This window comes from Apibacter sp. HY039, assembly GCF_004023655.1.
Lineage (GTDB): Bacteria > Bacteroidota > Bacteroidia > Flavobacteriales > Weeksellaceae > Apibacter > Apibacter raozihei.
In genome coordinates, this window is record NZ_SAYM01000001.1 from 326,161 (window position 1) to 346,267 (window position 20,107).

19 protein-coding genes are annotated in these 20,107 nt (G+C 32.7%); 16 read left to right on the forward strand and 3 right to left on the reverse strand.

The features are described 5' to 3' along the window. Positions 1–45 precede the first annotated feature (45 nt). Entirely contained in the window at positions 46–1,389 is a 1,344-nt protein-coding gene (gene gdhA, locus EQ921_RS01545; RefSeq protein WP_128330308.1) for an NADP-specific glutamate dehydrogenase, read from the reverse strand. Between the two features lie 274 nt (positions 1,390–1,663). Between gdhA and EQ921_RS01550 the strand changes: the two genes are divergently transcribed. The 5 genes from EQ921_RS01550 to EQ921_RS01570 all read left to right on the forward strand — a co-directional run bounded on the left by EQ921_RS01550 (position 1,664) and on the right by EQ921_RS01570 (position 5,153). Beyond that, complete coding sequence (locus tag EQ921_RS01550) at positions 1,664–2,587, forward strand: 1,4-dihydroxy-2-naphthoate polyprenyltransferase (RefSeq protein WP_128330309.1); 924 nt, start codon at positions 1,664–1,666, stop codon at positions 2,585–2,587. A gap of 12 nt (positions 2,588–2,599) precedes the next feature. Continuing rightward, on the forward strand, positions 2,600–3,304 hold the full coding sequence (locus tag EQ921_RS01555; RefSeq protein ID WP_128330310.1) for an HAD family hydrolase: 705 nt from the start codon (positions 2,600–2,602) through the stop codon (positions 3,302–3,304). Between the two features lie 7 nt (positions 3,305–3,311). Then, on the forward strand, positions 3,312–3,782 hold the full coding sequence (gene rnhA / locus EQ921_RS01560; protein ID WP_128330311.1) for a ribonuclease HI: 471 nt from the start codon (positions 3,312–3,314) through the stop codon (positions 3,780–3,782). A 241-nt stretch (positions 3,783–4,023) separates the two neighbouring features. Next, the gene (locus EQ921_RS01565) at positions 4,024–4,653 is read left to right on the forward strand and encodes a C40 family peptidase (protein WP_128330312.1); all 630 of its coding nucleotides are present in this window, start codon (positions 4,024–4,026) and stop codon (positions 4,651–4,653) included. Between the two features lie 80 nt (positions 4,654–4,733). Continuing rightward, the gene (locus tag EQ921_RS01570; RefSeq protein ID WP_128150505.1) at positions 4,734–5,153 is read left to right on the forward strand and encodes a CBS domain-containing protein; all 420 of its coding nucleotides are present in this window, start codon (positions 4,734–4,736) and stop codon (positions 5,151–5,153) included. Positions 5,154–5,531: 378 nt separating this feature from the next. On the opposite strand, the gene EQ921_RS01575 is transcribed toward EQ921_RS01570, so the two are convergent. Next, on the reverse strand, positions 5,532–7,154 hold the full coding sequence (locus tag EQ921_RS01575) for an ABC-F family ATP-binding cassette domain-containing protein (protein WP_128150507.1): 1,623 nt from the start codon (positions 7,152–7,154) through the stop codon (positions 5,532–5,534). Positions 7,155–7,199: 45 nt separating this feature from the next. Between EQ921_RS01575 and smpB the strand changes: the two genes are divergently transcribed. The 6 genes from smpB to EQ921_RS01605 all read left to right on the forward strand — a co-directional run bounded on the left by smpB (position 7,200) and on the right by EQ921_RS01605 (position 13,495). Further along, on the forward strand, positions 7,200–7,658 hold the full coding sequence (gene smpB / locus EQ921_RS01580) for an SsrA-binding protein SmpB (RefSeq protein ID WP_128150509.1): 459 nt from the start codon (positions 7,200–7,202) through the stop codon (positions 7,656–7,658). A gap of 60 nt (positions 7,659–7,718) precedes the next feature. Beyond that, positions 7,719–9,224: an OmpA family protein gene (locus EQ921_RS01585; RefSeq protein WP_128150511.1), complete on the forward strand. Its 1,506-nt coding sequence runs from the start codon at positions 7,719–7,721 to the stop codon at positions 9,222–9,224. Between the two features lie 117 nt (positions 9,225–9,341). After that, positions 9,342–10,769 (forward strand): OmpA family protein, encoded by a 1,428-nt coding sequence (locus EQ921_RS01590; RefSeq protein ID WP_128150514.1) that lies wholly within the window; start codon positions 9,342–9,344, stop codon positions 10,767–10,769. Between the two features lie 124 nt (positions 10,770–10,893). Further along, complete coding sequence (gene kdsB, locus EQ921_RS01595; protein WP_128150516.1) at positions 10,894–11,643, forward strand: 3-deoxy-manno-octulosonate cytidylyltransferase; 750 nt, start codon at positions 10,894–10,896, stop codon at positions 11,641–11,643. 4 nt (positions 11,644–11,647) lie between these two features. Next, a complete protein-coding gene (locus EQ921_RS01600; RefSeq protein WP_128330313.1) occupies positions 11,648–12,721 on the forward strand; it encodes an iron-containing alcohol dehydrogenase family protein in 1,074 nt (357 codons plus the stop codon). A 105-nt stretch (positions 12,722–12,826) separates the two neighbouring features. Beyond that, a complete protein-coding gene (locus EQ921_RS01605; RefSeq protein ID WP_128330314.1) occupies positions 12,827–13,495 on the forward strand; it encodes a histidine kinase in 669 nt (222 codons plus the stop codon). Positions 13,496–13,512: 17 nt separating this feature from the next. Here EQ921_RS01605 and EQ921_RS01610 read toward each other — a convergent pair whose 3' ends face one another. Continuing rightward, a complete protein-coding gene (locus EQ921_RS01610) occupies positions 13,513–13,983 on the reverse strand; it encodes a hypothetical protein (RefSeq protein WP_128330315.1) in 471 nt (156 codons plus the stop codon). A 159-nt stretch (positions 13,984–14,142) separates the two neighbouring features. Here EQ921_RS01610 and EQ921_RS01615 point away from each other — a divergent pair, with 159 nt between their 5' ends. From EQ921_RS01615 to EQ921_RS01635, 5 genes are all read left to right on the forward strand, one after another. Continuing rightward, complete coding sequence (locus EQ921_RS01615; protein WP_128150524.1) at positions 14,143–15,630, forward strand: DASS family sodium-coupled anion symporter; 1,488 nt, start codon at positions 14,143–14,145, stop codon at positions 15,628–15,630. A gap of 143 nt (positions 15,631–15,773) precedes the next feature. After that, positions 15,774–17,204, forward strand: coding sequence for a tRNA (N6-isopentenyl adenosine(37)-C2)-methylthiotransferase MiaB (gene miaB, locus EQ921_RS01620; RefSeq protein ID WP_128330316.1), 1,431 nt, complete (start codon positions 15,774–15,776; stop codon positions 17,202–17,204). A gap of 6 nt (positions 17,205–17,210) precedes the next feature. Then, a complete protein-coding gene (locus EQ921_RS01625; protein ID WP_128150557.1) occupies positions 17,211–18,482 on the forward strand; it encodes a sigma-54-dependent Fis family transcriptional regulator in 1,272 nt (423 codons plus the stop codon). After that, positions 18,466–18,975, forward strand: a complete 510-nt coding sequence (locus tag EQ921_RS01630; RefSeq protein WP_128150559.1) for an LptE family protein — start codon at positions 18,466–18,468, stop codon at positions 18,973–18,975. The genes EQ921_RS01625 and EQ921_RS01630 overlap by 17 nt, the downstream gene beginning before the upstream one ends. Then, a complete protein-coding gene (locus EQ921_RS01635) occupies positions 18,976–20,106 on the forward strand; it encodes a hypothetical protein (protein WP_128330317.1) in 1,131 nt (376 codons plus the stop codon). Position 20,107 lies beyond the last annotated feature (1 nt).

Consider the following 20,107-nt stretch of genomic DNA (forward strand, 5'->3'; position numbering starts at 1 on the left):
TACATATGCAAATCCACTCATAGTATTTTTTATTGGGTTTACAGCCTAAACTACTCCTTGTGCTAGCATGGCATCTGCAACTTTTACAAAACCGGCAATATTTGCACCTTTAACATAGTTAATAGATCCATCTGCTTCAGTACCATATTTTTTACAGTTATCATGTATTCCTATCATGATTTCTTTTAAACGTAAATCAACCTCTTCACTACTCCAGTGCATTCTCATTGAATTTTGACTCATTTCCAACCCTGATGTAGCAACTCCTCCAGCATTGGATGCTTTACCCGGCGAGTATAATATTTTATTATTAATAAACTCGTGAACAGCATCTAAAGTACATGGCATGTTAGCTGCTTCGGTTATGCAGAGAACTCCGTTTTTAATTAATTCATGGGCATCATGAATGTCTAATTCATTTTGAGTTGCGGCAGGTATGGCAATATCGACCTTTTGTTCCCAAGGTCTTTTTCCTTCATAAAATACGGCAGAAGGGTATTTTTCAATGTAATCCTGAACCTGATCGTTACCGCTCATCCTCATTTCAAGTAAATATTCAGTTTTTTCATCAGAGATACCCTCTGAGTCATAAACATATCCGTCAGGACCGGAAATTGTTACAACCTTTCCACCTAATTGATTTACTTTTTTAATAACTCCCCAGGCAACATTTCCAAAACCAGAAACCGCAAAAGTTTTACCCTCAATTTTTTCCCCTATAGTTTCCAGCATTTTTTCACAAAAATAGACTACTCCATAACCTGTAGCCTCAGGTCTGATTAACGAACCACCATAAGATAGACCTTTTCCGGTTAATACGCCCGTAAACTCATTTTGTAATCTTTTATATTGACCAAATAAATATCCTATTTCTCTAGCACCTACACCTATATCACCTGCGGGTACATCAGTTTCTGCACCAATGTGTTTAGACAGTTCAGTCATAAACGATTGACAAAAACGCATAATTTCAGCATCAGATTTACCTTTTGGATCAAAATCAGCCCCACCTTTACCACCTCCCATTGGTAGCGTGGTTAAAGAGTTTTTAAAAACCTGCTCAAAAGCAAGGAATTTCATAGTGCTTAAATTTACAGATGGGTGAAATCTCAATCCTCCTTTGTAGGGGCCGATTGCAGAATTCATCTGAACTCTGAATCCGCGGTTTACCTGTACATCTCCTTTATCATTAACCCAAGGAACTCTGAAAATAATAGAACGTTCAGGTTCTGTCATTCGTAATAACAAATTTTTTCTGTTATATCTGTCATGTTCTGAAATAAAAGGCATCACGGTTTCAGCAAACTCGCGTACAGCCTGTAAAAATTCCGGTTCATTAGGATTTCTCATTTCCACTAATTTCATGAACTCATCAAACTCTTGTTTCATATAATTAAACTATGGTTTTAATAATTTTTTGCTTTTAACAAATCTAATGCCATTTTCAGAATAAAAAAGTATTTTCAATAATTATTTTAATATTTTCAAATTTAATTTAAAACAAATAAATAAAGTATTAAAACAAGATAAAATAAAGTTTTGAAAATGATTGATTTAAAATACGCTCAGTTTACGCCTATTGAGACTAAACTACTTTTGTGTTTAAAATGAATGTAAAATAATGTATTTTTACATTCATTTTTAATTATAGTAAGTTGAGTATATGAAAAATTGGATTGAGGCTGCCAGATTACGGACTTTACCCCTTTCTTTAAGTGGTATTATTTTAGGTGGCATGTTAGCTAAATGGAAAGAAAGTTTTGATGGCAATATATTTGTTTTGTCCTGTTTAACAACTATTCTGTTTCAGGTGTTATCAAATTTTGCTAATGATTATGGAGATGGAACAAAGGGGACAGACAATGAGAACAGAATCGGTCCGGTAAGAGCTATACAATCAGGAGCAATAAGTCACAAAAAAATGTTCAAAGGAATTATTATTACCGTTATTTTATCTTTTATATCCGCAATAATTTTACTTTTTTATGCATTCATACCCAAATATTGGGAAGCATTTTTCATATTTATAGGATTAGGTATTGGCTGTATTTTGGCTGCCATATTCTATACTATGGGTAAAAAGCCCTATGGGTACATGGGGTTGGGAGATATTTTTGTATTTGTTTTTTTTGGGTGGGTATCTGTAATTGGAAGCGAATTTTTATATACTAAAACATTTAATTGGGATAGTTTACTTCCGGCTTCAGCAGTTGGATTATTTAGTGTTGCCGTATTAAACCTTAATAACATGAGGGATATAAAATCGGACAAAGACGCGGGTAAAAATACATTAGCCCTTCGTCTCGGCTTTCAAAATGCTAAATATTATCAATTATTATTAATGAATTTGCCTTTTATTTTATGTCTTATATTTTTACTTATTCATCAGGAGCAATTTTCAATTAGTCTGGATCATCTTACTACATTAAAACCATTTATATTTTTTATATTATTTTTACCAACTACGTGGTTAAGACGTAAAATTTTATATACAACAGATCCGGCTAATTTAGATTTATATATGAAACCTACAGCATTGCTTGCTCTTTTTTTTGCTGTATTATTTGGTATGGGACTTACATTGTAAAAGAAAAAAATTATGAGAAATATTAAACATATATTTTTTGATCTGGATAATACGCTTTGGGATACTGACAGAAATTCTATGCTTACACTCAAGCAAATGTATGAAGATGTAAAAGTAGAAGAAATTTATAATGTAAATTTTCAAGAATTTTATGATAGTTATTACCAAAGGAATGAGCATTTATGGGCCTTATTCAGACAGGATAAAGTAACAAAAAATGATATATTAAGCCAGAGATTCAAAAATACATTTGAAGAATTTGATATCAGAGATGAGGCAATACGTTCATACTTTGATGCTCATTTCTTAGAAAAAGTTGTAAAACACAATACTCTTATTGATAATACAGTTGAAGTATTAAGCTACTTAAAATCTAAGGGATATATCATGCATATAGTTTCTAATGGTTTTATAAAACCTACAAAACGAAAAGTTTATGATACACCGCTTAAAGATTATATAACCACCATTACAAGTGGAGAAGAAATTAACAAAAGAAAGCCAGCCAGAGAAGTTTTTGAATTAGGACTTGACAAGGCGAATGCAAACCCTGAGGAATCTTCATTTATTGGGGATGATTTTGAAGCGGATGTTTTGGGTAGTGATAATTTAGGGATGTTGGGTATTTATTTTAATTATAAAAAAGATAGTGATCTTTCAAAAATGAATGGTTTCCCAGTGATTAATAATTTAATTGAATTAAAGCAGCTATTTTAATTCTTATATGATAGAAATTTTTACAGATGGAGCATCTTCAGGAAATCCGGGTAAAGGAGGATATGGTATCATTATGCGTCTTAAAGGGACGAATTATGAGAAAACTTTTAGTCAGGGTTTTCGATTAACAACCAATAACAGAATGGAACTTATGGCTGTCATTGTCGCACTCGAAAAAATCAGTAAGCCCAATCAGGAGGTTGTAGTTTATTCTGATTCAAAATATGTGGTAGATGCTGTTAATAATAATTGGATTTATGGTTGGCAGAAAAAAAAATTTGAAAAAGTAAAAAATCCTGATTTATGGATTCGTTTTTTAAAAGTATATAAGAACCATAGGGTTAAGTTTCAGTGGATCAAAGGGCATGAAGGACATGTAGAAAATGAAAGAGCTGATAGATTGGCTGTGCAGGCTTCCCGTTCAGATTTGTTGTCTATAGATACGGACTATGAAAATCATAACACTAAACTCCTTTAATCTCCACACTTTAAAATCGTAATTATTTGATTAATCTACATTTATTTTATTGAAGAGATTCTATAAAGTATATCAGTAAGGATTAAAGTTTTGCGAGTAAGCGTAGTAACTGAATTTTGTTAGTATTGAAAACTAAGTTACTGTGTGGTATCTATATAAGGTAAAAGCAAATGTTTATAAACTGTTGATATTTTGTTGATAATTTTATAATTTAGCAAATTAATAATTATAAGCTTTAAAAATGAAAATCAAGAATATTTTATATGCTGGTTTCTCTATATGCTCCATTTTGCTGACGTCCTGTGTTTCCTATGAAACATCAGCTTCATATAAAAAGAAAAGCAATTCATCAAAAACTTCAAGGTATACCTACAATTCTAAAAAAAGCTCAGGACATTCTTCAAAAAAGTCAACTCCATATGTTAATAAAACAAAAAAAGAAGATAAGGCTGTTGTGCTCAAATCAGAAAAAGCCAATGTTTCTAAATCCAAAGATGTAAAAACAGTACTTAATGAGGCAGGGAAATATAAAGGTACGCCATATAAATACGGAGGTAGTACTTCAAGTGGTATAGATTGTTCAGGCTTGGTATGTGTAGCTTTCCAGAAAATAGATGTAAAGCTTCCCCGCAGATCGGTTGATATGTCTAATCAGGGCGATACCGTTCCTATATCCAGAGTTAAAGAAGGTGATCTTCTGTTTTTTTCGACAGGAGGTTCGGGGATTAATCATGTAGGAATAGTGTACGATATAAAACAGACAGGAGAAGTATCATTTATTCATGCTTCAACATCTAAAGGGGTAATGGTTAGTTCATTAGAGGAATCCTATTGGAAAGGGAAATTTATCAAAGCTAAAAGAGTATTATAACAATTATCATGTAATCAAATAAGCGTTTTTATTTCTTTTTTTCATACATTTAATTACAAATAATCCTTAAAAACGTAATTATGAAAAAAAGAACTCCCGTATCCACAATAATGACTAAAAGCCCGGTTACAGTGAATCTTACTGATGGGCTGGCAAAAGTAAACAGCCTATTCAAAAAACAAAGTATTAGGCATATTCCGGTAGTTTCCGGTAAAAAATTAATAGGTATCATAAGCCAGACAGATATTATGCGGCTTTCATTTGGAGATATATACTCCGGACAGGAAGAAATGGATAACTCACTTTTTGATATGTTAAGTATAGAACAGGTAATGGCTGCCCATCCAAAAACGGTAGCTCCTTCAGATACAATTAAAGAAGTGGCAGAAATTTTTGCCTCATCCTCATTCAGAGCTTTGCCTGTAATTCAGGAAGATGAAATTGTAGGGATTGTTACTACGACAGATGTTATTAAATACTTACTAGAACAATTTGATTGATTTAGTTATATACAAAACCATTATTTAGAATTAAGAGATTTTAAAGTTTGTAAACAATCTTATTATGATGATACAAAAATAAAAACCTTTCAAGCCGTTTAAAGCTTGAAAGGTTTTTTAACTAAGTATAAATTAATGTATTATTTATAAAGAACGTTTGTGAAATAACTTTTTAAAATAGTATAAAACATTCAAAGTTAATTCAAGTTATTAAACGCAAATAACGGGCAAATATTGAAGGAATATTGTTAAAAAAACGATAATATTATATTAAATATTTCTTTTTAACGACAGAAGGGGTAATTTTATAGACGAACAGAAAAAATAAAAGCTTCATTTAATGAAGCTTTTAATATAATATAAGGTTTTAATTAGATATTAAGAATAATATTGAGCTTTAAGTTCTTTTACTTTAGGGTCAGATAAGTACTCATCATAAGTCATATACCGATCAATAACACCTTTAGGAGTTAACTCAATAATTCTGTTACAAACAGTAGAAAGTAGCTCATGGTCATGAGAAGAAAGTAAAACAGTTCCTTTAAAATTATCCAGAGAGTTATTTAAGGCTGTTATACTTTCCAGATCTAAGTGGTTTGTAGGTTCGTCCAACAATAAAACATTAGCTTTAAAAAGCATCATTCTTGAGAACATGCAACGCATTTTTTCCCCCCCGGACAATACTTTACAAGATTTTAAAGCCTCATCACCACTAAAAAGCATTTTTCCTAAAAATCCACGAATATATTCTTCGTGTCTTTCTTCATCAGTATTAACATATTGTCTTAACCAGTCAATTAAGTTATCGTCAGATTGAAAATATTTAGTATTATCAAGAGGTAAATAACTTTGTTTTGTAGTGATTCCCCAAGTATAATTCCCCATATCGGCTTCAGTTTCTCCGGCGAGAATTTGGAAAAACTCTGTAATTGCAAGAGAATTTTTTGATAAAACAGCAATTTTATCTCCTTTTTTAAGATTGACATTTATATTGCTGAATAGTAATTCTCCATCTTTAGTTTTTTCAAGATCTTTAACATCTAAAATTTGATCTCCGGCATCTCTTTCCTGTTCAAATATGATGGCAGGATATCTTCTTGATGAAGGCTTGATATCTTCGATATTTAATTTTTCGATCATTTTTTTACGGGCAGTCGCCTGTTTGGCCTTAGCAACATTAGAGCTGAAGCGGGCGATGAATTCCTGTAATTCCTTTTTCTTTTCCTCAGCTTTTTTATTTTGTTGAGCTCTTTGTCTGGCGGCTAGCTGGCTTGCCTGGTACCAAAACGAATAGTTTCCTGTATAAAGGTTTAATTTAGCAAAATCTAAGTCGCAGGTGTGGGTACAAACTGCATCCAGAAAGTGTCTGTCGTGGGAAACGACAATGACTGTGTTTTCGTAATCTGCAAGAAAATCTTCCAGCCATGAAATGGTATCAATATCCAGATCATTGGTGGGCTCATCGAGAATAAGAACATCAGGATTACCAAATAATGCTTGAGCTAGTAATACACGAACCTTATCGGCATTTTCAAGCTCAGACATCATTTTATATTGCATATCATCTTTAATGCCTAAATTAGATAACAAAGTTCCGGCATCTGATTCAGCAGTCCATCCACCCATTTCTTCATATATTACTCCCAGTTCTCCGGCTTTCACACCATCGGCATCAGAGAAATCCGGTTTTGCGTATAATGCATCCATTTCTTCTTTTATATGGAAGAGTTTTTGATTTCCCTTCATCACGGTTTCAAGGACAGGATAAGAATCATAGGCAAAGTGATCTTGTTCAAGAACAGACATCCTCTTATCTGTTTCTAGACTCACACTACCCGTAGTAGGATCTACATCTCCGGAGAGAATTTTTAAAAAGGTTGATTTACCCGCTCCATTGGCTCCAATAATTCCATAGCAGTTTCCTTTAGTAAATTTCACATTTACTTCATCAAATAGAACTCTTTTTCCAAATTGTAAAGATAAGTTTGATACTGTAAGCATATACTTTAATAAATTTGCACAAAAGTAATAAGAAAAAATCTGATTATGAAATTTGAAAATAAAGTTAATATACTAAATAGAAAAGCCAGGTTCAATTATGAACTTATGGATAAGTATGAAGCAGGTTTGGTTCTTCATGGTACTGAAATAAAGTCAATTAGGTTAGGTAAAGCAAGTATAGCAGAGAGTTTTTGTCAGTTCATAAACGATGAATTATATGTGATAAATATGTCGGTGGATGAATATTTTTTTGGTACAAGATACAATCACTTGATAAAAAGGGAACGAAAATTGCTGTTACAGAAAAAAGAAATTAACAAATTATTAAGAAAGACAAAGGAGACGGGCTTAACGATTGTACCTACCCGCCTTTACGTAAATGAGAAAGGTTGGGCTAAGATACAGATTTATTTAGCTAAAGGGAAGAAAATTTATGATAAAAGAGAAACAATTAAGGAGAGAGAGACAAAAAGGAATATTAGCAGATTAGTCAAGAAATATTGATTTTTGTTTGTCTGTTAGTATTGAAAAACGTTATTTTGCAATTAAAATTAGATTTTATATATGAAAAAGTTCAATTTGTTAGTTACAGCAGCAGCGACCATGTTAGCTACTTCTGTATTCGCACAGAACACTTCCGATAAGTGGTATATCGGGATTGGGGCACATGCGACTGACCATACCTCTGTTCGTGGTATTTTTGACGGTTATTTTGACACAAGAGATTACAGCTTTGTACCTCCTTTATCAAAACTAACGGTAGCAAGAAGCATTGCTAAAAATTTCGCAGTAGATTTACAAGCTTCCATAGGCGAGGTTGATAACAAAAGGTTAAACATTAAAGATGAGTTTTTCCTTTTAGCTGGTTTAGGTTTACGATGGACTCCATTAAGTGAATCTAAATCTTTGAAATGGTTAGACCCTTACGTAAGAGTAGGTGCTAACTACCATAAATATTCCTATGATGGAATTAAAATCGATGCAGATCATCCTTACACTTCTTATGATTCAGACTACAAAAAAACACATGACTTAAGAGGAAAATTTACCGGACATGACAATAATTTTGTTTTAAACGGTGGTGTAGGTATTAACTTCTGGTTTACTAAAAACTTTGGTTTAAATATCGAATCCCAATATAACTGGGCTACTGCTTATTCCAAAGACTATGCAGATTTCTTCCAGCATTCAGCATCTATTATCTTTAAATTTGGTAACAATGATAGAGATAAAGACGGTATCCCTGATAAAGACGACAGATGTCCGGATACACCAGGATTACCTCAGTTCCAAGGATGTCCTGATACTGACGGAGACGGTATTCCAGATATAGACGATCAATGTCCAACAGTACCGGGGCCAGTTGAAAATAACGGTTGTCCATGGGAAGATAGAGACGGAGACGGTGTTCTTGATAAAGATGACAGATGTCCGGATACTCCAGGATTAGTTCAATTCCAAGGATGTCCTGATACTGACGGCGATGGAGTACCAGATCCAGATGATCAATGTCCTACAGTACCTGGACCAAAAGAAAATAATGGTTGTCCTTGGCCAGATAGAGATGGAGACGGAGTTCCAGATAAAGATGACAGATGTCCGGATCAACCTGGACCTGCAAGCAACTACGGATGTCCAGATCACAAAACTGTTGAAACAACTTTAAAAGATATCAACTTCCAGTTCAATTCAGCTAAATTAACACCTGAATCAGGAAGCAAAATTGAAGCAGCAGCTCAATTATTAAATACCGGAACTCTTAAAGAAAGCGGTGCTTATATTGACGGACACACTGACCGTGTAGGTAGTGAAGCTGTAAACATGAGAATATCTAAACAAAGAGCACAATCAGTAGTTGATGCTTTAGTTAAAGAAGGTGTTTCAAAAGACAGATTAACTGCAAGAGGATTTGGTAAATCTCAATTAAAATGTACTGAAGCTGATGTTAAAGATGGAAAATATGCTTCTCAGGAAGAATGTGACCATGTTAACAGACGTGTTGAAGTATTACCAAGAGATTTAACTATCAAAAAAACAGTACCAGTTAAAGCTCCGGCTAAAAAGAAATAATAAAAAAATGCCTTTTTAGGGCATAAATAAAAAAGTCACCAATATTTTGGTGGCTTTTTTTTGTCCATTAGATAAAATTATGTTAATTTGCATCAAATAAATTATTTTTAATTATTTATGAAAAATATTAAATTAATAGTATCAACAGCAGCCGTTGTTTTAATGTCTGCTTTTGCACTAGCTCAGAACACCCAGGACAAATGGTATGTTGGACTGGGAATACACGCTACAGATCATACTTCGGTTGATGGTATTTTCAACAACTATTTTGATACAAAGGATTATAGTTTCTCTTTTCCTTTTTCAAAAGTTACAGTAGCGAGAAGTATAGCGAAGAACCTGGCCGTTGATTTCCAGGCATCTTTAGGTAATATGGATAACAAAAGACTCAAAATAAACGATGAGTTCTTTTTATTAGCCGGTTTAGGTTTGAGATTTTCACCTCTAAGTGAATCAAATTCTCTTAAATGGTTAGATCCGTATGTAAGAGTTGGTGCTAACTATCATAAGTATTCTTATGAAGGAATAAACATTGATGAAGCACACCCTTATACAGCTTATAACCGTGACTATAAAGAATCCAGAGAACTTAAAGGTAAATTTAAAGGAAAAGACAACAACTTTGTACTTAACGGAGGAGCTGGTATTAACTTTTGGTTTACTAAAAATATTGGGTTGAATATAGAATCTCAGTACAACTGGGTGACTACATATTCAAGAAATTATGCTGACTTTTTCCAGCATTCAGCATCCATAATTTTTAAATTTGGAGCTAAAAAAGAAGTAATTGATGTACCTGTAATCGTACCAACTATTGAAGATAGAGATGGTGATGGTATTCCAGACAATGAAGATAGATGTCCTGATACACCAGGGTTACCTCAGTTCCAAGGTTGTCCAGATACTGACGGAGACGGTATTCCTGATCCGGATGATCAATGTCCTACTATCCCTGGTCCAAAAGAAAACAATGGTTGTCCTTGGCCGGATACTGACGGAGACGGAGTGTTAGATAAAGATGATGCTTGTCCTACAATACCAGGTCCAAAAGAAAATAATGGATGTCCTTGGGATGTAAAAGATGTTACAACTAAACTTAAAAACATCAACTTTGAATTTAACAGTTCTAAACTTACAGCAGAATCGTTACCATTAGTAAAAGATGCATCATCAATGCTAAATGATAAAGGTTTTGAAGGTAAAAAATTCTATGTAGACGGACACACAGACCGAGTAGGTTCAGTAGCTGTTAACAATAGAATTTCTAAACAAAGAGCTCAATCTGTAGTAGATGAACTAGTAAAAGAAGGAGTTGCTAAAGATAGATTAATTGCCCGTGGATTCGGTAAATCAGAATTACTTTGTACTCAGGCTGATATCAACAAGAAAAAAGATGAAAACGGAAACATTATGTTCCCAGATCAGGCAACTTGTGATAAAGAAAACAGACGAGTAGTAGTACTAGACCAGGAAACAGGTAAAAAAGTTTCTATAACAAAAGAAGTTCAGGTTAAAAAACCAGCTTCATCAAAAAGAAAAAAATAAGAACTGAAAAATCTTAAATATTTAAAAGCCATCCTGTATAGGATGGCTTTTTTATTTCTGTCAAATTCAGTAAAAACGTTACGTATTTTAGTTAACTTTGCATAAATACTTAATTCATTTTAAAGTGAAAATTATTGCAGTTATTCCAGCTCGTTATGCAGCATCAAGATTCCCTGCCAAATTAATGGGAATGTTAGGAGAAAAGACAGTTATAAGATCAACCTACGAAAATGCAAAAGAAACCTTATTGTTTGATGATGTTTTTGTAGTGACAGATTCTGAAATTATTCATAATGAAATTACTCGAAATGGAGGAAAAGCCATAATGAGTATAAAAGAACACGAGACAGGAAGTGATAGAATAGCTGAAGCAGTAGCAAATATCGAATGTGATATAATTATAAATATTCAGGGGGATGAACCTTTTGTTAAAAAAGAACCTCTGGCACAATTAATTCATGCTTTTCATCAAGATGCAAAAAATGAAATTGATGTAGCCACATTAATTAGGAAAATGGATGATTGGGCACTAATTGAAGACCCTAATTACGTAAAAGTAATAAAAGATAAAGATGATTATGCCTTATATTTTTCACGATCAGTAATCCCTTATCCAAGAGAAAAAAATTTTATTGCGGATTATTATGAACATGTGGGTGTTTATGCATTCAGAAAAGATGCATTAGTAAGTTTTTCTAAATTACCCATGCTACAAAACGAAAAAGCAGAAAAAATAGAATGTATTCGTTATCTGGAATACGGAATGAAAATAAAACTAATTCAAACAGATTTTGTAGGAGTAGAGATAGATACTCCTGAAGATTTGGAAAAAGCCAACGAGATTTTAAAAAAACAAGAAAACGAGAAAATATAAAAATATGAAATTCAGAAATTTCCCAATGGTTCCGCGAGTAGTCTATGGTCGCGGAAGTTTTGATCAGACTTCAGAAATTATTGAAGAAAAAAGAAATAAAGAATATCCGTTTATCTTTTTAGTAGATAAAGTTTTTGAAGGGAAAGAATTAATAAAAAATATTCCTTTAAAAGGAAAAGACAAAATTATTTTCATTGATACAATTGACGAACCTAAGACTAAAGGTATTGATGCTATTCGAGATTCTTTAAAAGAAGAATTCGGTACAGTATCCGGAGTAATAGGAATTGGTGGCGGAAGTGTAATGGATTCGGCAAAAGCAGTAGCTATAATGCTGAATAGTGAAGGTTCTTCAGCTCAGTATCAGGGATGGGATTTAGTAAGAAATCCGGCAGTTTATCACGTTGGAGTTCCAACCATCAGTGGAACAGGAGCAGAAGTTTCCAGAACTTGTATTTTAACCGGTCCGGAAAGAAAGTTGGGTATTAATTCAGATTTCACACCATTTGATCAGGTAATTCTGGATCCAGCTTTAGCAAAAGGAGTAGAAAAAAATCAGGCATTCTTCACAGGAATGGATTGTTATATCCATTGTATAGAATCTTTAACCGGAACCTATCTGAATGCTTTTAGTAAAAGTTATGGTGAAAAAGCTCTTGAGCTGTGTCAGAAAGTATATGTTCACAAAAACGAATGGGATGATGAATCTGACGAAGATTTGATGATGGCTTCCTGGCATGGGGGTATGAGTATAGCCTATTCACAGGTAGGTATTGCACATGCAGTAAGTTATGGTTTGTCTTACTTATTGGGAACGCATCATGGAGTCGGAAACTGTATAGTGTTTGACCGGTTAGAAGAATATTATCCTGAAGGAGTAAAAGAATTTAAATATATGGTTGAAAAAAATCATATTGAAATTCCTCAGGCTATTTGTAAAGGATTAACAGACGAACAATTTGATATAATGATCAATGTTTCATACGGTATGGTTCCCTTGTGGGAAAATGCTTTAGGAAAAGATTGGCAAAAAATAATGACCAAGGAAAAGCTGAGAGCTTTATATGAAGCAATGTAGTTTTTTTATATAAAAATATACTAATTATATTAAAAACCGGGTTATAATCATTTAACCCGGTTTTTTAACGTAACATTTTTTAATTTTAAATAAAGAAGAAATAACATGAAAAAAATCAATTTAATACTGTTGATGATTTTTAATTTCGCAATCATAATTAAAGCACAAACAGCAGAGGAAGTTATAGCCAAACACTTGGAAATAACAGGAGGTTTAACCAAATGGAGAGGATTTAATTCTGTTGTACTTAAAGGAGAAATGGTTTTAGGTGTAAATGAAAGTTATAATGTTGAAATCTATCAGCAACGCCCAAACTGGAATAAGACCTATATGTATGTTCAGGGAAAAAAAATAACATTAAATGCATATAATGGTAAAAAAGCGATACAATACGATTTTCAGTCTAACAAACTAGTAAATAAACCCGATTATGTTCCGGAAAGTTTTGATTCGGATTTAATTAATTTTTCAGACAAAGGATTTCAGGCTGTTTTTATAGGTACGGAGAAGATAGAACAATCTAACTGTTATAAAATAAAATTAATAAAAAACACCAATATAATCACCTATTATTTTGATATGAAATCTTATCAGTTAATACGAGAGGAAAGTGTATCAGAATCTAAAACTTTTAGTGATTTCAGAAAAGCTTCCGGGTTATACTTTCCTTACAGAATAGAGGTTAAAAGTACTAATGGAGAATCAGATTTTGTATTAATTATAAAAACAATCAATGTAAATCAGGCAATACCAGGTAAAGAATTTACATTTTAAAACAGATTGCTTTAAAATTAGGAAGTCAGATATGATTTAGCCCAGCTTTCTTTCAAAGGTAATTTAAATTGAGACTGAAACTCTTCAGGAGAACTTACTGATAAATTATAGACATAAGAATTTCCGTCAATCTCAGAAGTTTTTATTTTTTCTTTAAACTGTTTCATGGGGATAGTCTCCAGTTTTCCATCTTTTGATTCAAAGCTTACAAGCAATCGATTTAACAATTCAAGATTGTATTCAGCATCAATCTGACGGATACATTGATTTAAACTGTCTATTGAACAGCCTGAAGCCTTCGTTTGATTTTCGTCAACTTCTATGATAATAAATTTATGATCTAAAATTTTTAAATTGGATTTAAGATCAGCTCCATGAGCAGCCCAGCTATCCAAAAAGTTAGATAAAATTTCGCTTATCTGATTTTCTTCAACAGAAGATAATACTCTATTTGACTGAAAAACCCAAAGTTTATTGTTTAAATCCATTTCCTTAAATTTTAAATATAAATGACAAATTTATAATTATTTTATTTATCGGGAGAATATCAGGTTAGATCAAGTAAAAAAAGAATGATATTTGCAATAAAAATAAACATCAAATAAAAAGTTTTATAATAAAAATATAACTTATCAGATCAGACAACTATGGATTTTGACTTTCACAAAATTAATCAGGATTTAAAAAAGATTAATACCAACATAAGAAGTTATAGCGACCTGCTCATTGAAAAATCACTAGATGTCTGGAATATAAAAACCAAAGTAGGGCTATTTTTCTTTTCTTTAGGATTGTCAATTGCGGCAACATATCTCATTTCTCCTGTGGAATTTTCAAAAGCACAAGAATACACTATGTTTATTCTCATTTTTGCAATTCTTCTCTGGGTTACAGAAGCAATTCCTCCTTTTGCAGTGGGTATCATGATAATGGGGTTTCTTATTTATACTATGGGAAACATTGAAGGTTCAACCTTAGATCCGAGAACTATTTCCAATACCTGGTCGGATAGTGTTATTTGGATATTTCTTGGTGGTTTTTTCTTAAGTGAAGGAATGAGAAAAACAAGCTTAGATATCTCTTTGTTTAAAGGCACCATATCAATTTTTGGTTCAAAACCAGGTAATATGTTGTTAGGGATTATGTTAACCACATCTTGTTTATCATTAATTATTTCAAATACTGCAACCTCAGCAATGATTCTGGCTGCAGTCATGCCTTTTTTAGCAAGAGAAGGAGAAAATTCACCTATGTCTAAAGCTATTCTTTTATGTATACCAGCATCAGCAACTTTTGCGGGTATGGGAAGTTTAATTTCCTCACCTCCTAATCTTATCGTTGTAGATGCATTAAAATCAAAAGGGATAGATGTTTCATTTTTTGATTGGATGATCCTTGGACTACCGGTAGCGCTGGTATTGCTAATAGTCTTCTGGCTGATACTTAAACAAAAATATACATCCAAAGTAGAAAAAATTGATTTAGATTTTCTTGACATAAATTCAGAATTGCCGGCAAAAATTAAATTACAACGTTTGTTTGTAGTAATTATCCTTATCATAACCGTTGTTTTGTGGATGATGGGCAGCAGGCTGAATATACCTACAGCAGCCACAGCAGGAATTCCTATTATGTTTTTGCCTATGCTGGGTATTATTACGGCGGAAGATATACGAAAATTACCTTGGGATACACTAATGCTGGTTGCCGGAGGTTTGTCCCTGGGTATTGCTATCAAAGAATTATTAGCTCCTTATTATTCTCAATTGTTAGGAAATGCACAATTTAACGAATACTTTATTATGATAGTTTTTGCTTTGGTAACTATTGTTTTTTCTAACATTATGAGTAGTACTGCCACAGCAACAATTGTTATTAACATTGCAGCTGTTGTCTTGCCACCTGAGCAAATATTACCGGTTGGGTTGGTTGTCGGTCTTTGTTCATCCTGTGGATTATTTTTACCAGTTTCAACACCTCCCAATGCAATTGTTTACAGTACAGGAATGCTAAAGCAGTCCGATTTTTATATCGGAGGCTTTTTCGGAGCTATAGTGGGTACATTGGTAATAATAGGTTGGGTATTATTTTTACAGCAATTTACCGGTTTCTTCGAAATGGTCTTATCTCCATAAAAGCATTTGTTACAAAAGCTTTAACCAATGGTTTCTTAGAATAAAACTAAAAAATCTGTCAACTTGGCATATAAATTTCTATCTTTGCATATTAATGCAAATTTTAGTTTGAAAAACCATACTTTAAAATGGTAAATTAATATATGGAAAAAGAATTTATAGAAGGTAGACAGGGAGAAGTACTTGTTATGGAAAGTACCACTCAAAATTCAAAAAAATTATTTTTGGAAAGTTATGGGTGTCAAATGAATTTCTCTGACAGTGAAATAGTTGCCTCTATATTAAATGAGGAAGGTTATAATACAACAGCACAATTGGAAGAAGCAGATTTAATTTTGCTTAACACCTGCTCTATTAGAGAAAAAGCTGAACAAACAGTCAGAAAAAGACTTTCGCAGTTTAATACGCTAAAAAAACAAAAACCTAATTTAACTATAGGGGTTTTAGGATGTATGGCGGAAAGATTAAAAACTAAGTTTTTAGAAGAGGAACACCTTGTTGATTTAGTTGTTGGACCTGATGCGTATAGAGATTTGCCTAACTTATTAAAAGATACAGATGATGGCAGAAATGCAATTAATGTACTATTATCCAAAGAAGAAACTTATGCGGACATAAGCCCCATTCGTTTAGGAGGAAACGGTGTAACGGCATTTGTCTCAATTACCCGTGGATGCGATAATATGTGTACATTCTGTGTAGTACCCTTTACTCGAGGAAGGGAAAGAAGTCGCGATCCGCATTCCGTTCTAAAAGAATGTAGTGAACTGGTTGCTAACGGATATAAAGAAATAACTCTTTTAGGCCAAAATGTAGATAGTTATTTATGGTATGGAGGAGGACCCAAAAAAGATTTTAATAAAGCTACAGAACTTCAAAAAGCAACAGCAGTGAATTTTGCACACTTATTAGATTTAGTGGCTACAGCACATCCGGACACACGTCTTCGGTTTTCAACTTCAAATCCTCAGGATATGAACGAAGATGTGCTTTATGTAATGGCAAAACACGATAACATTTGTAAATATATTCATTTACCTGTTCAAAGTGGAAGTACTACGGTTTTAGAAAGAATGAATCGCCAGCATACCCGTGAAGAATATATGGAATTATTAGATAAAATCAGAGAAATAGTTCCTGATTGTGCCATTTCACATGATATGATAACCGGATTTTGCGGAGAAACCGAAGAAGAGCATAGAGATACATTAAGCTTGATGGAATATGCTCAATATGATTTCGGATACATGTTTGCCTATTCAGAAAGACCGGGAACTCCTGCTCATAAAAAAATGGAGGACGATGTTCCTGCGGATATCAAAAAGAGAAGGTTATCTGAGGTTATAGCTATGCAGCAGAAGTTATCGTTGCAAAGAATGAATTCTTATGTAGGTAAAACACATAAAGTATTAATTGAGGGTACAAGTAAAAAAAGTCAAGATTATTGGTATGGGAGAATTTCACAGAATGCAGTAGTCGTTTTTCCTAAAACTGAAAATACTAATATCGGGGATTTTGTACTGGTAGGGGTAATAGATTGTACATCAGCAACTTTGATAGGAGAAAAACAATAGACATTTATGGACTCATTACAAAATATTAAACAAAGGTTTGGAATTATAGGAAATAATGTAGCCTTAAACAGAGCTTTGGAAAAAGCGATTCAGGTTGCACCTACAGATATTTCAGTTTTAGTAATGGGAGAAAGTGGAGTAGGAAAAGAGTTTATTCCAAAGATAATCCATAACCTGTCACCCAGAAAGCATAAACAATATATAGCTGTAAACTGTGGTGCTATTCCCGAAGGAACGATAGACTCAGAGCTTTTCGGACATGAAAAAGGAGCTTTTACAGGTGCGGATAAGGTGAGAAAAGGTTATTTTGAGGTAGCAGATGGAGGAACTATTTTTCTTGATGAAGTAGGAGAGCTCCCCTTACAGACGCAGGTAAGGCTGCTTAGAGTTCTTGAAAGTGGTGAATTTTTAAAAGTAGGTTCTTCCAATATACAAAAAACCAATGTTAGAATTGTTGCTGCTACCAATGTCAATCTGTTGGATGCAATCAAAAAAGGTAATTTCAGAGAAGACTTATATTACAGATTGAATACAGTACAGATAGACATCCCTGCATTAAGAGAAAGAAAAGATGATATTCCTTTGTTATTTAGGAAATTTGCAATTGATTTTTCAGAAAAATACAGGATGCCGGCTATTCATTTATCAGATGAATCAATAGCCTATCTGCAACAGTATTTTTGGCCGGGAAATATCAGGCAATTACGTAATTTCACAGAACAAATTACAGTAGTTGAAACTAAAAGGGACATGACTTTAAACAATGTGAAAGAATATTTAAAAGATATACCTCAAACCACTTCCCTGATTAATATTCCTAATAAAGATGAAAAACATTCAGATTTTTCTTCAGAACGAGAAATTTTATATAAATTTTTGTTTGACATGAAAAAAGATTTAAATGATTTGAAAGCTTTGACTTTAGACTTAATTAAAAACAAAGGAGATATGAGTCTTACACCTAATGAAAAAGATCTTTTTCAAAGAGTGTATAAAGATTATGATGTTCCTGCAACAGAGTCTTTGGTATATTATGATAACAAGCCGGACTTACCCGCAGTAGCCTCAGTGAATAATTTCCATGAAGATGTGGACGATTATGACTTTGAAGAGGTGTCCAGTCAGCCGGAATCACTTTCTCTTCAAAAAAAAGAAGAAGAATTGATTAGAAAAGCTTTGGAAAAATACAATGGAAAACGTAAGTTAGCCGCTAAAGAATTGGGAATTTCAGAAAGAACACTATATAGAAAAATAAAGCAATATGATATTGAAGAATAAATTTTCCTATTTAATAGCCGCTATATTGTTTTCAATTCTATCGGGCTGCTATTCTTTTACGGGTTCTTCATTAGATCCCAGTATTAAAACAGTGGAAATAAAATCATTCCCAAATTTATCGGCTTATCAAAGTCCTAACCTTAGTGTTGATTTTACAACGGCTTTACAAAACCGATTTAATCAAAGAACTAAGTTAGTTGAAACTAACGTAGATCCGGATATAACAATTGAAGGAGAAATAACAAATTTTTCAACCAATCCGGTAAATATTCAAAGTAATTCCGATCAGGCAACACAGAATCGTCTTACCATAACTGTTGCAGTAAGATATGATAATAAAAAACAGCCAGATAAAAGTTTTGAAAAGACATTTTCAGATTACGAAGATTATTCAAGTACTCAACTATTAATCAATGTTCAGGATGATCTTTCTCAAAAAATTAATCAAAGAATTATAGATCAAATATTTACAGCAATTGTAGCAGACTGGTAGATGGATAGTAACAGAATCATAGAATTAATACTAAATCCGGAACAAACACTTGTGTCCGATAGAGTTACTATAGATCAAGAATTGTTAAGATACCCATATGTTTCTGCATTTCATATGTTAAAATTACGATGGAATCACTTATATTCGCAACAAGAAGAAACACAGGTTGTAGAAAAAGCCTCAATTTATACTAATACAGGTGAAGTTATAAAAAAGATCTTAACACTCGATAAAAAAAATGGCTCATTACCAGTCATTATGGATATAATGGTTGAGGCAGATAAGTCTGAGCATTCTTGTCATTCTAATGATGAAAAGGTGGAAGTAAAAGAAGAACAAAATTTTCAATCGGAAAATCAGATAAATGTTATGCAACTTGGAAACGAGAACCCGCAAGAAAAATTGATAGTTGAAGATAAGCAAGGAGAAAAAAATTCGTTTATTAATAAATTAGGTATATCTCATTTATTTACCAACTCTAACTCTGAAAAATTTAATGAAGCAGATCAGGGGAACAGTAAACATGAAATTGATGAGATAGACGAAATGTTGAAGGCTGAAGTCTCAGAAAAAAGTAATCATAGTACGGAAGAAAAAGAAAATAATTTCGTTGAAGAAGTTGTTCAATCAGTAGAAAAAATAGAAGAGGTACAAGAAATTGTTAATTCGGTTCCTGAACCTACAGGTAATGAATCGGCAAAAGTTGAAAATATACAAGAGCTTGAAAATAGTTCTAAAGATAAATTGTCTACAGTTGAAAAATTATCTTTCAATGAGTGGCTCTCTTTATCAAGTAAAAAAGTGGTTATTGATGATGAAGACTCTAAAGAAAAAACTTCTGAGGAGCAGGAGAAACAAAAAGATGTAATTGATAAGTTTATCGAAACAAATCCTAAAATTACAACACCGAAAAAAGAAATTTCAACTAAGCAGGATATAAGTTTTAAAAAGGAAGAAATAAAAGATATTGCAAATTTAATGACTATAACGTTAGCCCAGTTGTATGTAGAACAGGGTAAATACGATACGGCAATAACGGCTTTTAAAATATTAAGTTTGAAATATCCGGAAAAAAGTAGTTATTTTGCAACAGAAATTAAGAAAATAAGAAAATTAAAAAATTCAAAATAAT